The 13762-nt window shown below is 69.6% G+C and carries 11 protein-coding genes; 4 read left to right on the top strand and 7 right to left on the bottom strand.

Annotation, left to right across the window (positions count from 1 at the left end; all coding sequences use genetic code 11):
* Positions 1–3 precede the first annotated feature (3 nt).
* Complete coding sequence (locus tag ACZY1G_RS23570; protein ID WP_463823747.1) at positions 4–840, bottom strand: NAD-dependent protein deacetylase; 837 nt, start codon at positions 838–840, stop codon at positions 4–6.
* A 46-nt stretch (positions 841–886) separates the two neighbouring features.
* On the bottom strand, positions 887–1429 hold the full coding sequence (locus tag ACZY1G_RS23565) for a cysteine hydrolase family protein (RefSeq protein WP_463823746.1): 543 nt from the start codon (positions 1427–1429) through the stop codon (positions 887–889).
* Between the two features lie 54 nt (positions 1430–1483).
* Between ACZY1G_RS23565 and ACZY1G_RS23560 the strand changes: the two genes are divergently transcribed.
* A complete protein-coding gene (locus tag ACZY1G_RS23560; protein WP_463823745.1) occupies positions 1484–3526 on the top strand; it encodes an NAD(+) synthase in 2043 nt (680 codons plus the stop codon).
* Here ACZY1G_RS23560 and ACZY1G_RS23555 read toward each other — a convergent pair.
* Entirely contained in the window at positions 3523–4380 is an 858-nt protein-coding gene (locus tag ACZY1G_RS23555) for a ribokinase (RefSeq protein ID WP_463817510.1), read from the bottom strand. The two genes, ACZY1G_RS23560 and ACZY1G_RS23555, sit on opposite strands and share 4 nt — an antisense overlap.
* A 23-nt stretch (positions 4381–4403) precedes the next feature.
* Between ACZY1G_RS23555 and ACZY1G_RS23550 the strand changes: the two genes are divergently transcribed.
* The 3 genes from ACZY1G_RS23550 to ACZY1G_RS23540 are packed head-to-tail and all read left to right on the top strand — an operon-like array spanning position 4404 to position 8022.
* Entirely contained in the window at positions 4404–5684 is a 1281-nt protein-coding gene (locus ACZY1G_RS23550) for a glutamate-5-semialdehyde dehydrogenase (protein WP_463817509.1), read from the top strand.
* Positions 5685–5698: 14 nt separating this feature from the next.
* Positions 5699–6586 carry an AAA family ATPase gene (locus ACZY1G_RS23545; protein WP_463817508.1) on the top strand — a complete coding sequence of 296 codons (888 nt, stop codon included), beginning with the start codon at positions 5699–5701 and terminating at the stop codon, positions 6584–6586.
* Positions 6586–8022: a vWA domain-containing protein gene (locus tag ACZY1G_RS23540; RefSeq protein ID WP_463817507.1), complete on the top strand. Its 1437-nt coding sequence runs from the start codon at positions 6586–6588 to the stop codon at positions 8020–8022. The genes ACZY1G_RS23545 and ACZY1G_RS23540 overlap by 1 nt, the downstream gene beginning before the upstream one ends.
* Positions 8023–8124: 102 nt before the next feature.
* On the opposite strand, the gene ACZY1G_RS23535 is transcribed toward ACZY1G_RS23540, so the two are convergent.
* The 4 genes from ACZY1G_RS23535 to ACZY1G_RS23520 are packed head-to-tail and all read right to left on the bottom strand — an operon-like array spanning position 8125 to position 13679.
* Positions 8125–9363, bottom strand: coding sequence for an NAD(P)/FAD-dependent oxidoreductase (locus ACZY1G_RS23535; RefSeq protein ID WP_463823744.1), 1239 nt, complete (start codon positions 9361–9363; stop codon positions 8125–8127).
* A complete protein-coding gene (locus tag ACZY1G_RS23530; protein WP_463823743.1) occupies positions 9360–10754 on the bottom strand; it encodes an FAD-dependent oxidoreductase in 1395 nt (464 codons plus the stop codon). The genes ACZY1G_RS23535 and ACZY1G_RS23530 overlap by 4 nt, the downstream gene beginning before the upstream one ends.
* A 7-nt stretch (positions 10755–10761) precedes the next feature.
* The gene (locus tag ACZY1G_RS23525; RefSeq protein ID WP_463823742.1) at positions 10762–12195 is read right to left on the bottom strand and encodes an FGGY family carbohydrate kinase; all 1434 of its coding nucleotides are present in this window, start codon (positions 12193–12195) and stop codon (positions 10762–10764) included.
* Positions 12192–13679, bottom strand: a complete 1488-nt coding sequence (locus ACZY1G_RS23520; protein WP_463823741.1) for an amino acid permease — start codon at positions 13677–13679, stop codon at positions 12192–12194. The genes ACZY1G_RS23525 and ACZY1G_RS23520 overlap by 4 nt, the downstream gene beginning before the upstream one ends.
* Positions 13680–13762 lie beyond the last annotated feature (83 nt).

Genomic DNA, 13762 nt, shown 5'->3' with positions numbered 1-13762 from the left:
GGCTCACACCGGGCTCGCAAGGGCCGGGAGTTCGTCGGCCAGCAGCGCCAGCATCGGTGAGCACCCGTTGTCGATCGTCACGGTGGCCAGGTCGTCGCCGCGGGTGCGGCCACGGTTGACGATCGCGATCGGCATGCCGCGCGCCGCCGCATGCCTCACGAAGCGGTAACCGGAGTACACCGTCAGCGACGAACCGGCGACCAGCAGCGCCTCGGCGTCGTCGACCATCGCGTACGCCTCGTCCACTCGCGCTTTCGGCACGCTCTCGCCGAAGTACACGATGTCGGGTTTGAGCATGCCGCCGCAGCGGGGGCAGTCGACGATCCGGAACCCCGAGGTGTCACCCACGACCGCGTCGGCATCCGGCGCGACGGCGATGCTGTCCAGGCTGCCCACCCGCTCGCGGAACCCGGGATTGGCCGCCTCGAGCATGTCGTCGAGCGCGGCGCGCGACATGCCGGCCCCGCACTGCAGACACACGACGTGCACGTAGGTGCCGTGCAGATCGATGACTGCTCGGCTGCCCGCCTTGGTGTGCAGGAGGTCGACGTTCTGGGTGATCACACCGGTGACGACGCCGGCCCGCTCCAGGGCGGCCAGCGCGCGGTGCCCCGCGTTGGGGCGGCGTTGGTCCATGTGTCGCCACCCGACGTGATTGCGGGCCCAGTAGCGCTGCCGGAACACCGGGTCCGACGTGAACTGCCGGATCGTCATCGGGTTGGCCGGCGGGGAATCGGGTCCGCGATAGTCCGGAATGCCCGAGTCCGTCGACATGCCTGCGCCGGTCAACACGGCGATGCGACGCCCGCGCAGCACGGCGATCAGTTCGGGGGACTCCACGACATCGAGGATAGGTGCGGGCGCGATCGGCGCAGTTCAGTGATGGTCAGCGCAGACACTGGTCGGCACTGTCGAGGATCTCGGCGCTCATGTTCTGCTCCATCATCTGCAGCGCTGCCTCGCCGAGGTCGGGGTCGATGTGCGCGACGACGTCACGAGGAACGACGACGGGGAAGTGCCGGACATAGGCGTCCAGCGCGGTGTAGAGGACGCACTGCTCGGTGACCTGACCGGTCAGCACGAGATGGTCGGGTTTCAACTGGTTCAGCAGATAGGCCAGCGACGTGGCGTAGAACGCGCTGTGGCGCACCTTCGTCATCACACGAAGGCCCTGCTGCGGGACGATCGGCTTCACCAGATCGGGCCGCTCGCCCTCCAGTGCCGCACGGACGATGTCGCTGAATTCGGCACTGAAGTCGCCGTAGTTGTCGTTGACGTAGATCAGCTCCACGTCGTCGCGCTCGTGGGCCTCGGCCACGAGTCCGCTCAGTGGCTCGACGACGGGCTCGACGTGCGGGATCAGCTTGTCGGCGTCGGGATGCCGGTACGTGTTCATCATGTCGATGACCAGGATCGCGGTGGTGCTCATGACCTCACGCGTACCCAGCGATCAGACGGGGACACTTCGGGGACACAATGAACCATGGACTTTTACTCGGCGTATCGGCAGGGGTTCGTCCGCATCGCCGCCTGTACCCACCACACGACGCTGGCCGACCCGGCCGCGAATGCGGAATCGGTCCTGCGGATCGCGCGCGAATGCCACGACGACAACGTCGGCCTCGCGGTGTTTCCCGAGCTGACGCTGTCGGGGTATTCGATCGACGACATCGTGATGCAGGACGCGCTTCTCGAGGCCGTCGACACCGCTGTCGCTGAGGTCGTGGCCGGCTCTGCCGCACTGTTGCCGGTGCTCGTCGTCGGAGCCCCACTGCGCCACCGCAACCGCATCTACAACACCGCCGTCGTCATCCACCGCGGTGAGATCCTCGGCGTGGTGCCGAAGTCGTACCTGCCCACCTACCGGGAGTTCTACGAGAAGCGCCAGATCGCCGCGGGCGACGACGAGAGCGGTGAGATCCGGGTCGGGGGAGCCACCGCCCCGTTCGGGCCCGATCTGCTGTTCGCGGCCGATGATCTCCCGGACTTCGTTCTGCACGTGGAGATCTGCGAGGACATGTTCGTCCCCGTGCCGCCCAGCGCCGAGGCCGCGCTGGCCGGCGCGACGGTGTTGGCGAATCTCTCGGGCAGCCCCATCACGATCGGCCGAGCCGAAGATCGTGCGCTGCTGGCTCGCTCGGCGTCGTCGCGCTGCCTCGCCGCCTACGTGTATGCCGCTGCGGGAGAGGGGGAATCGACGACAGATCTGGCATGGGACGGGCAGACGATGATCTGGGAGAACGGGGTGTGCCTGGCACAGTCCGAACGGTTCCCCAAGGGAGAGCGCCGTTCTGTCGCCGACGTCGACCTCCAGTTGCTCCGCAACGAGCGGGTCCGCATGGGTACGTTCGACGACAACCGGCGTCACCACCTGATCGACGACGACTCCTATCGGCGCATCGAGTTCACATTGAATCCGCCCGCCGGCGACATCGGATTGCGTCGCGAGGTGCAGCGCTTCCCGTTCGTGCCCAACGACCCGGCTCGTCTCGAACAGGACTGCTACGAGGCGTACAACATCCAGGTCTCCGGACTCGAACAGCGGCTGCGCGCGCTGAAGTACCCGAAGGTCGTGTTGGGTCTGTCGGGCGGGCTGGACTCCACCCATGCGCTGATCGTCGCGGCGCGGGCGATGGACCGGGAAGACCGCCCGCGCAGCGACATCCTGGCCTACACCATGCCCGGCTTCGCCACCGGAGAACGCACCAGGAGCAACGCCACTCGGCTCGCCCAAGCGCTCGGCGTCACGTTCGAGACCCTCGACATCAAGGCCACCGCAGAGCTGATGCTCAAAGAACTCGACCATCCGTTCTCCCGCGGGGAGAAGGTCTACGACGTCACGTTCGAGAACGTACAGGCCGGGCTGCGCACTGATTATCTGTTCCGGCTGGCCAACTATCGCGGCGGGATCGTGCTGGGTACCGGCGACCTGTCCGAGCTGGCGCTGGGCTGGTCCACGTACGGAGTGGGTGATCAGATGTCGCACTACAACGTCAACGGTGGGGTGCCCAAGACGTTGATCCAGCATCTGATCCGCTGGGTGATCTCGTCGGAACAGTTCGACGCGACGGTCAACGAGGTGCTGGTCGACGTGCTGGACACCGAGATCAGCCCCGAGCTGGTGCCCGCGGGTGAGGACGAGGAGATCCAGAGCAGCCAGGGCAAGGTAGGTCCGTATGTGCTGCAGGACTTTTCGCTGTTCCAGGTGCTGCGCTACGGCTTCCGGCCGTCGCGGGTGGCGTTCCTGGCCTGGCATGCGTGGCGCGATGCCGAGCGCGGGGACTGGCCGTTCGGCATTTCCGAGGACGAGCGCCCGTCGTACACGATCGGCGAGATCCGGCACTGGCTCGAGGTTTTCGCGCAGCGCTACTACTCGTTCAGCCAATTCAAACGCTCGGCGCTGCCCAACGGGCCGAAGGTCTCGGCCGGCGGTGCGCTGTCGCCGCGCGGCGATTGGCGGGCCCCCTCGGACATGTCGGCGCGCACGTGGCTCGACGAGATCGAGCGCTGCGTGCCTGCGGACTAGTTCTGCACGAGGTCGTCGATGGCCTCGCGGGTCGGTGCGCAGTCACCGGCACCGGGCACCAGTGTGGCCAGCGCACCGGCGGCGCAGGCACGGCGCAGGGCCACGTCGGCGCCCTCCGGCCACGCCGCGGCCAGAACGCCGGCGAACACGTCGCCGGCACCCGTGGTGTCGATCGCCTCGACCGCAGGAGCTCCGACGTCGTCTGTGGAACCCTCGGTCACGTGCCGCGCGCCGTCGGCGCCGCGTGTGATGACCAGGTGGGGCACCGGGGTGTCGCGCCAGTCCGAGGCCTCCGTCTCGTTGACGACGACGATGTGGGCGCGTTCGGCCAGTCGCCTGCGGTGCCCGGGGTCGGTGAGCGCGGGGGAGGCGTTGACCATCACGACCGCGCCGCCCTCGCGACCGACTGCCGCGGCGGCGACGGCGGTGTCGATCGGGATCTCCAGCGAGACCAGCACGACGTCGCTGTCGGCGATCACCGACCGGACCTCCGCCGAGGTCAGGCTCAGGTGCGCGTTGGCGCCCGGCGCCACCACGATGCAGTTCTCGGCGGCGGCGTCGACCAGGATCGCGGCCGATCCGCTCGGGCCCGGCACCTCGACGACGGCCCGCAGGTCGACGTCGTTGCGGCTCAGGTGCGCGCGCAGCTCACCGGCCGCGGCGTCGGTGCCCAGCGCGGCGACGAGCTGTACCGTCGCGCCTGCTCGAGCAGCGGCCACGGCCTGGTTTCCGCCCTTGCCGCCCGGGCTGGTCGACAGCGACGACGCCAGCACGGTCTCGCCCGGCTCGGGGAGTGTTTCGACGGTGAAGGTGAGGTCGGCATTGACACTGCCCACCACGCAGATCCTCGCCACCGCGGCAACGCTACGCTGGGCGGATGAGTCTGCACGCACCGGAACGCAGTGCGGGTTCGTCCGACCCGGTCGATGGGTCTTCCGACGACCTGCGCGGGCAGGTGCACGCCGCCGCGCGCCGCGCCCGTACCGCGTCGCGCGACCTGGCGACCCTGAGCACCGAGACCAAGAACCGGGCGCTGCACACCGCCGCTGATCACCTACTCCTGAGCACCCGCGCGATCCTCGAGGCCAACGAGGCGGACCTGGCCGCCGCCCGCGACGCCGGCACCCCGGACGCCATGCTCGACCGTCTGGCGCTGACCCCGACCCGGGTGGACGGAATCGCCGACGGACTCCGTCAGGTGGCTGCGCTGCCCGATCCCGTCGGCGAGGTGCTGCGCGGACGGACCCTGCCCAACGGGCTCCAGCTGCGGCAGCAACGCGTCCCCCTCGGCGTCGTCGGCATCGTCTACGAAGGCCGCCCCAACGTCACCGTCGACGCCTTCGGCCTGACGCTGAAGTCCGGCAACGCCGTCCTTCTCCGAGGTAGCTCGTCGGCCGCCCGGTCGAACGCTGCCCTGGTGGAGGCCCTGCGCGCCGCCCTTCAGGCCGAACGGCTCGATCCCGACGCCGTCCAGCTGTTGCCCAGCGCCGACCGCGCCAGCGTCACCCATCTGATCCAGGCGCGCGGCCTGGTGGACGTGGTGATCCCGCGCGGCGGCGCCGGACTGATCGACGCGGTCGTGCGCGACGCGCAGGTGCCCACCATCGAGACCGGTGTCGGCAACTGCCATGTCTACGTACACGCCTCGGCCGATCTGGACATGGCCGAGTCGATCGTGCTCAACGCGAAGACCCGCAGACCCAGCGTGTGCAATGCCGCCGAGACACTGCTGATCGACGCGGCGGTCGCCGATGTCGCGGTACCGCGATTGACGGGTGCGCTGCAGGCCGCCGGGGTGACCGTGCACGCCGACCCAACCGAGGACGAGCTGCGCGCCGAATTCCTCTCCATGGACATCGCGCTCGCCGTCGTCGACGGCGTCGACGGCGCGATCGCGCACGTCAACACCTACGGCACGGGCCACACCGAGGCCATCGTGACGACCGATCTCGCTGCGGCACAACGCTTCACCGAACGCGTCGACGCGGCGGCGGTGATGGTGAACGCCTCGACCTCGTTCACCGACGGTGAGCAGTTCGGTTTCGGCGCCGAGATCGGCATCTCGACGCAGAAGCTGCACGCACGGGGACCGATGGGGCTCCCCGAGCTGACCTCGACGAAATGGATCGTCTGGGGCGACGGTCAGACCCGCTCTTAGTCAGGAGAACCACTGTGAGTGTCCCCGCGCGCCCAGCGCCGTTGTTCGCCGACATCGACGACGTCGCGCGTCGATTGGCCGAGACCGGGTACCTGCCAGACACGGCGACCGCGACCGCGGTCTTCCTCGCCGACCGGCTGGAGAAGCCGCTGCTCGTCGAAGGACCCGCAGGCGTCGGCAAGACCGAACTCGCGCGAGCGATCGCCCAGGCCACCGGCTCGGGGTTGGTGCGGCTGCAGTGCTACGAGGGCGTCGACGAGGCCCGCGCACTCTACGAGTGGAACCACGCCAAGCAGATCCTGCGCATCCAAACGGGCAGCCAGGGTGGTGCCGGCGACTGGGACCAGACCAAGACCGACGTGTTCTCCGAAGAGTTCCTGCTGTCGCGGCCACTGCTGACCGCGATCCGGCGTACCGATCCGACCGTGCTGCTGATCGACGAGACCGACAAGGCCGACATCGAGATCGAAGGTCTGCTGCTCGAAGTGCTCAGTGATTTCGCGGTCACCGTGCCCGAACTCGGCACGATCGTCGCCGAACGCAAACCGCTGGTCGTGCTGACTTCCAACGCCACCCGTGAGCTGTCCGAGGCTCTCAAGCGCCGCTGCCTGTTCCTGCACATCGACTTCCCCGATCCCGATCTGGAACGGCGCATCCTGCTCTCCCGGGTGCCCGAGCTGCCCGATCGCCTGGCCGAGGAACTGGTCCGCATCGTCGGCGTGCTGCGCGCGATGGCGCTCAAGAAGGTGCCGTCGGTGGCCGAGACGATCGACTGGGCGCGCACAGTACTGGCCCTCGGCCTGGACACCATCGACGACGAGGTGATCGCCGCGACGCTGGGTGTGGTCCTCAAACACCAGTCCGATCAGATCAAGGCCGCCGGGGAGCTGAGGCTCAACTGATGGCCCCGCGTCGCACGCGCCCGCCGCAACCCCTGGCCCCGCATGGGATTCCGGGTCATCTGGTCGAGTTCGTCGAGGCGCTGCGCGGCGCGGGCATCGCCGTGGGCCCGTCCGAAACCGTGGACGCCGGACGGGTGATGACCGTGCTCGGCATGGCTGATCGGCTCGCGTTGCGGGAGGGCATCGCGTGTGCGGTCCTGCGCCGCCCCGACCACCGCGACACCTACGACGCGCTGTTCGACCTGTACTTCCCGCCGGCGCTGGGGTCGCGCACGGTGCTCGCCGACGAGTCGACCGACAGCCAGAGCGTGCCGCCCGACGATGCCGAGGCGATGCGACAGACACTGCTGGACCTGCTGTCCGAGCATCAGGACGCGGGCGATCTCGACGACCGGCTCGCGGCGATGATCGCCCAGATCGTCGAAGCCTACGGCCGGTACAACTCCAGCCGGGGACCGTCGTACTCGTCGTACCAGGCGCTCAAGGCGATGAGCCTGGACAGCCTCGAAGGCCGGTTGCTCGCCGGCCTGCTGGCACCCTACGGCGAGGAACCGACACCCACCCAGGAGCAGATCGCCAAAGCGCTTGCTGCGCAACGGATCGCGCAGCTCCGGAAGATGGTCGAGGCCGAGACCAAGCGGCGTACCGCCGAACAGCTCGGACGTGAGCACGTGCAGACCTACGGCGTGCCGCAGCTTGCTGAGAACGTCGAGTTCCTGCGCGCCTCAGGCGAACAGCTGCGTCAGATGCGTCGCGTGGTGGCGCCGCTGGCGCGCACGCTGGCGAGCCGGCTCGCCGCCCGTCGCCGTCGTTCCCGGGCCGGCGAGATAGACCTGCGCAAGACCCTGCGCAAGTCGATGTCCACCGGCGGCGTGCCGATCGACGTGGTGCTCAAGAAGCCGCACCCGGCCCGACCCGAACTCGTGGTGCTGTGCGACGTGTCCGGCTCGGTCGCCGGGTTCAGCCACTTCACGCTGCTGCTGGTTCATGCTCTGCGCCAACAGTTCTCGCGGGTCCGCGTCTTCGCGTTCATCGACACCACCGACGAGGTGACCGAACTGTTCGGCCCCGACGCCGATTTGGCGGTGGCGGTGCAGCGCATCACCCGGGAGGCGGGCGTGTACACCCGTGACGGGCACTCCGACTACGGCCACGCGTTCGTGTCGTTCATGGACAAGTATCCGACGGTGCTCTCGCCCCGCAGCTCGCTGCTGGTGCTCGGCGACGCCCGCAACAACTACCGCAATCCCGAAGCCGATCTGCTGGCACACATGGTCAATGCCAGCCGCCACGCGCACTGGCTCAATCCCGAGCCGAAGCATCTGTGGGGCAGCGGCGATTCCGCTGTGCCGCGCTACACCGACGTCATCGCCATGCACGAATGCCGCTCTGCCAAGCAGCTGGCCTCGGTGATCGACTCCCTCCTGCCGGTGTAGGACCGCGAGTGTGCGGTCGTGGTTGTGGTCTCGGCGCTGCGGCGTGCTGGCTGCCACGTCGGCCAGCGCGTGTCGCGGACGAAACGGCACACTCGCGGCAGGTCAGGAGAACGAGACTGTGATCTCGCCGCCCTTGGGGTCCGCCCCCGAGACGAGAGACCATGGGGCCCGGTACACACGGCCCGGCGCCGCCGGCCACAGTGTGCGGGCCGTGCCGACGACGCGCCCGTCCTGGACCGCGCGCAGGGCGGGCAGTCGGCGGTACTCGTCGGTCCACAGCAGCAGATCGCCCCGGGGTGCGTCCCCGCTGACCGTCGACACCCGCTGCGGCGCAATCCAGGTCAACGGGGCCTCGGCACGGATGCGGGCGGCGCTGTGCACGGGTTCGGCCGTGCCGCCGGTGCGCAGCCACTGCCGCACCGGTGCGGCGACGTGTCGGCCGTCGAGTGCGGCCCCGTCGGCGGTGTCCACCGGATGCAGCAGGTTGCCGACCGCGAAGACGCCGGGCCGGCTGGTGCGCAACGCGGCGTCGACGGCAGGGCCGCGGGTCGCCGGGTCCATCTCCAGACCGCCGGTGCGTGCGAGCTCGTGGTCGGGAATCCAGTCGCCGGTGAAAACCACGGTGTCACAGGTGATGTCGTGGCGTCGGCCGGCCCGCTCCACGGTGACCGAGCGGACCCTGTCTTTCCCGTGCACCGCGACCAGCCTGCTGTTGGTCAGCACCGGGCCGGACAGCAGCGCCCGACCCGGAAGGCGGAACGCGGCGTACGCCTCGGCACGCGGATACCGGCTGACCATCGCGACCGTCGCGCACCCGGCCTCCCTCAGCGTCAGCACCGCCGACCAGCTGACGAGTTCAGCGCCGACGATGACGGCGCGGGTGCCGACCCGCCCGTGGTGCAGGTGCACCAGGTTCTGCAGCTGACCCGTGGTGTACACGCCGTCGGGCCGGTCGCCGGGGATCAGTCGCGCGGGGCGGGGCCGTTCCCGCGCACCCGTCGCGAGAATCACCGCGTCCGCGGTGACGGTCCGCACGCCGCGCGGCGAGGTGATCGCGAGCGTGCGCTCGCCGGCCCAGGCCGTCACCATCGCCTCGGTTTCCAAGGTCGCACCCGCCTCGGCGGCCATCGCGGTCAGCCGTCGCGCGTAGGAAGGCCCGGAGACGAACCGGTGCATATCCCGTATCCCATATCCCAGATGATCGCTGTGGCGGGGGATTCCGCCGGTGTGGCTCTCCCGTTCGAGCACCAGCACCTCACCGTCGACGCTGGGCGCAAGCCCGGCGGCGGCGGTCAATCCGGAGGGGCCGCCGCCGATGATCGCGACTGCGACGCGGCTCATCGCACCGTCCCCTGAGCCAGGAGTTCCGCGGTGTGTGCGCCGCAGTAGAAGCCCTGGCATCGGCCGTTCATCACCCGGGTGCGGCGCCGCAGACCGTCGAGATCTGCTGGCGGGATGGGGGACTGGAATGCGTCACGGATCTCGCCGACGCTCACGCGTTCGCAGAAGCAGACCAGCCGGCCGTAGTCGGGGTCGGCGGCGATGCGTTGCTCGTCCTGATACGGCCGCACACCGATCTCGCCGATGTTCGGCATCCGCGGTGGCGACGGCAACTCGTCTCGCTCGGAGACGTCGACGCCTGCTTCGGCGAGCAGACCCGACACGTACTCGGCCACCGCCATTCCCGACGTCAGTCCCGTGGAGCGGATTCCGCCCACGAGGACGTATCGCGCGGCGGCGTCGAGGTCGATCACGTAGTCGTCGTGATTGCTCGCCGCGCGCAGCCCGGCGTACGTCGCGGTGATCTCCTCGTCGAACAGGGCGGGCATCAGTGCGCGACCCTTGCTCGTGAGGAAGTCCAGACCCTTCTCCGAGGTGCCGGTCGCCGTGCGGTCGGTCAGGTTCTCCGACGTCGGGCCGACCATCACGTTGCCGTAGATGGTCGGGCTGACGAGCACGCCCTTGCCCCGCGAGGATGGGACGGCGAGCACGATCATCGGCACCATGGGCCGGGCCAGCTTGTCGAACACCAGCAACTCGCCGCGCCGCGGGGTGACGGTGAGGCGCTGGTGGCCGAACTCGGCGTCGAGGTGGTCGGCGCCCAGTCCGGCGGCGTTGATCACCCAGCGGGCGCGCATCTCGCCGCGGCTGGTGTGCAGCGTGGTGAACTCGGCGCCGGGAACCGCCGCGGTCACCCGTGCGCCGCGCACCAGCGCCGCGCCCCGAGCCACCGCATCGGTTGCCAGGGCGAGGTTGGTGGTCCACGTGCAGATGATGGATTCGCCGGGAACGCTCAGTCCGGCCATCGCGCCCGGCCCGAGGGCCGGCACGCGGCGATATACCTCGTCGGCGCTCAGCAGTCCGCAATCGCGGTAACCGTTGCCTTCGGCCTTCACCATCAGGCGGGGCAGTGCGGCGACCTCTTCCTGCGTCCAGGCGACGAGCATGGCTCCGGTGCGCTCGACCGGGATGCCGGTCTGCTCCGCGTAGGCGCCGAGCAGGTCGTAGCCGCGGGCGACGAGCCGCGATTCCAGGGTGCCGGGGGTGGCGTCGAACCCCGTGTGCAGCAGCGCGGTGTTGGCCTTGCTGGTGCCGTCGCCGACGTCGTCGCGGGCTTCGATGAGCGTGACGGACAGGGAGGTGCCGGCGAGCGCGCGGGCGATCGCGGCGCCGACGATGCCGGCGCCGACGACGATCACGTCGGAGACGTCGGGCACGCTGTCGGTTGTCATACGGCAGTCATTCAGTGGTCTCCTCAACGGTGCGGCGCCAGCGGGCCAGGAAGTCGGCGGCGCGCTCCGCCGGCCACTGCGGCTGGTAGGTGCGTTGGGGTGTCCAGGCGCCGACGGCGTCGCTGACGGCGAGACCGGGGTCGGTGGCCAGACGGGCGCATGCCGCGGCACCCAGCGCGGTGGCGTGTGCCGACGGGTACACCTCGACCGGAAGCTGGGCAAGATCGGCCTGGGCCTGCATCAGCACCTCGGAACGAGTCAGACCCCCGTCGACCCGCAGCCGGGTCAGCTGCCGGCCGAGGTCGGCCGACACCAGTTCGGTCAACGCGGTCACCTGTGCGGCTACCCCCTCCAACAGCGCCCGAACCAGATGCCCGCGTGTGCTCGACAGTGTCATCCCGGTGAAGCTGGCGGTGGCTGCGGCGTTCCACCACGGCGCCGCCAGGCCGGCCAGCGCCGGCACGCAGACCACGCCGTCACTCGCGTCGGCGGCCACCGCGTCGAGCTGGTCGGCCGCGGGCACCAAGCCGAGATCAACGGCCCACCGCACCGCTGAGGCCGCGGTGTAGACCTGGCCGTCGACGCAGAACGCGCTCTCGTCGCGCAGCCGCCACGCCACCGACGTCGTCAATCCCCACCGCGATCGCACCGGGTCGGCGCCGAGCTGCGCCAGCAGGAAGGCTCCGGTGCCGTACGTACATTTCGCCGAGCCGGGCTCCAGGCAGCTCTCGGCGAGCAGCGCGGCCTGCTGGTCGACGATCAGCCCGCCCACCGGCAGCGTCGGCCCGAACACGTCGGTGTGCCCGACGATCTGATCGCAGGCCACGATCTCGGGCATCGGCTCGCCGGCGAGTCCGAACAGGGCGACGAGTTCTGGGTCCCACGCTGGGTCCCTTCCCGCCTGGTCCAGCGTGGTCAGCAGGGACCGGCTGGCCGTCGCGGCGTCGGTGACGAACGCGCCGCAGAGCCGGTGCACCAGCCAGGTGTCGGTGGTGGTGACGACGCCGTCGCGGGTCAGTTCGGCCCGCAGCCACGCCATCTTCGGTGCCGAGAAGTAGGGGTCGAGAACGAGGCCGGTGCGTTCGGCGATGCGCGCGCCGTGTTCGACCAGCGATCCGCACAGCGCCTCGGCGCGACGGTCCTGCCACACGATCGCCGGTGTCAGCGCGCGGCCGGTCGCGCGGTCCCAGGCGAGCACGGTCTCGCCCTGGTTGGCCAGCGCCACCGCCGTCACGGGTACGCCGGCCTCGGCGAGCGCACGGCGCCCGGCGGTGACGACGCTCGCGAACAGCGCCTGGGGGTCCTGCTCGACTCCGCCGCCGGGCAGGTAGTCGGGACGCAGCGACACCTCGGCGGTCGCGCACACCGCGCCGCCGTCGTCGACGACGACGGCCTTGGTGCCCGAGGTGCCCTGGTCGATCGCCAGGATCGCTCCGCTCACTCCCGCAGCTCGGCGTCGATGGAGGCCATGTCGGGCATTGTCAGCCCCGCGCGGCCGTGCCGGACCAGCAGGTAGATCAGATAGGCCGCGCCGATGGCGACCATGACCAGCACGTAGGCCCACGCCTGCGCGAACGCCGCGTCGCGGAACAGTGCCAGCTCGAAGGCCAGCCAGACGACTGCCACCACCAGGATCGGGATCTCCCACCTGCCGAGATCGAACTTGCCGTTACGAGGAAGCGACGAGCGCTTGATCAAGTAGAGCACCACTGTCGAGGCGTACATCACGGCAGGCAGGAGTGTCGCGGCGCTGAAGAGGGTGAACAGCGCGGTCTCGGAGTGGGCGAAGATCGCCAGGATGAGCTGCGCCAGCGCGAAGTACAGCAGGGTCGCTTTGAACGGGGTGTGGAAGCGGGGCGAGATCTGGTTCCACTGTTGCCAGCCGGGGAAGCGGCGGTCGCGGGACATCGCCCAGGTCAGCCGGACTCCGGTGATCATGATGACGAGCCCGCAGGCGAAGATCGCGAGCACGACCATGAGCAACAGCAGCGTCGCCACCACCGAGCCGAGCGTGTTCTTGATGACGTCGGCGATCGGGGTGCCCGACTCGGCGAGGGCGACGGGATCGCCGGCGGCGAGCGTGACCGCGATGAGGAACGCGAAGCCGAGGACGCCGGAGGCGAGCACGGCGTTGCACATGGCGCGCGGCACCACGCGCTCGGGATCGTGGGTTTCTTCGGCGAGGTTGGCGGCCGACTCGAAGCCGACGATCGTGAACGCGCCCAGCAGGAAGCCGAGCATCCACGGCCCGGCCGACGTCCAGTCGCCGAAACTCCAGAAGCCCTCGGATGCCACCGCGCCCTTGCTGACGAGGTTCGCGACGTCTTCAGCGTTCAGGTCGCCGCGCACCGCGGCAACGACGAGCAGCAGCACCGTCAGCAGCGCCATCCCCACGAGCTCCAGCGTCACCAGGCTGTTGTTCACTCGTTCTGCCCACGGGGTGGAGAGCGCCACCAGCAGAGCCTGCAGCACCAGCACGCCTGCGGTCATCACCCACGCGATCGTCGCGGTGCCGTCGTAATCGAGCAGCACCGGCAGGATCGTGGAGGCGATCGTGTAGTCGACGGCGACCACCACGATCGCGAGGAACGTGAACGAGATCCAGCCGATGATCCAGCCCAGGATGGGGTTCGCCAGCCGCGACATCCACTGGTAGTGGTAGCCGGTCACCGGGATGCGGGATGCGAGCGCGCCGAGCACGAACGCCACGGCCAGCTGTCCGACGACCGCGATCGGCCAGGTCCAGATGCCGACCGGACCGGAACTGTTCAGCACCGCCCCGTACGTGGTGAAGATGCCGGTGGCGATCGAGACGAACGCGAACGCGACCGCGAACGACGCGAATCTGCCGGTGCGCCGTTCGAGAGATTGGGTGTAGCCGAACTGGGCGAGCTCAGCCGAGTCGCGGGAGTCGGGGCGTGTCACGGGAGCCTCCGGGCTGTCGGGGGTGGGCAACCTTGGTATAGACCGTGTGGTTGAACCAAAGTATCGGGGGAGATGTGACGCCC

The organism is Mycobacterium sp. IDUB_5 (genome assembly GCF_055419565.1).
This window is presented reverse-complemented; position numbering and strand designations above follow the sequence as displayed.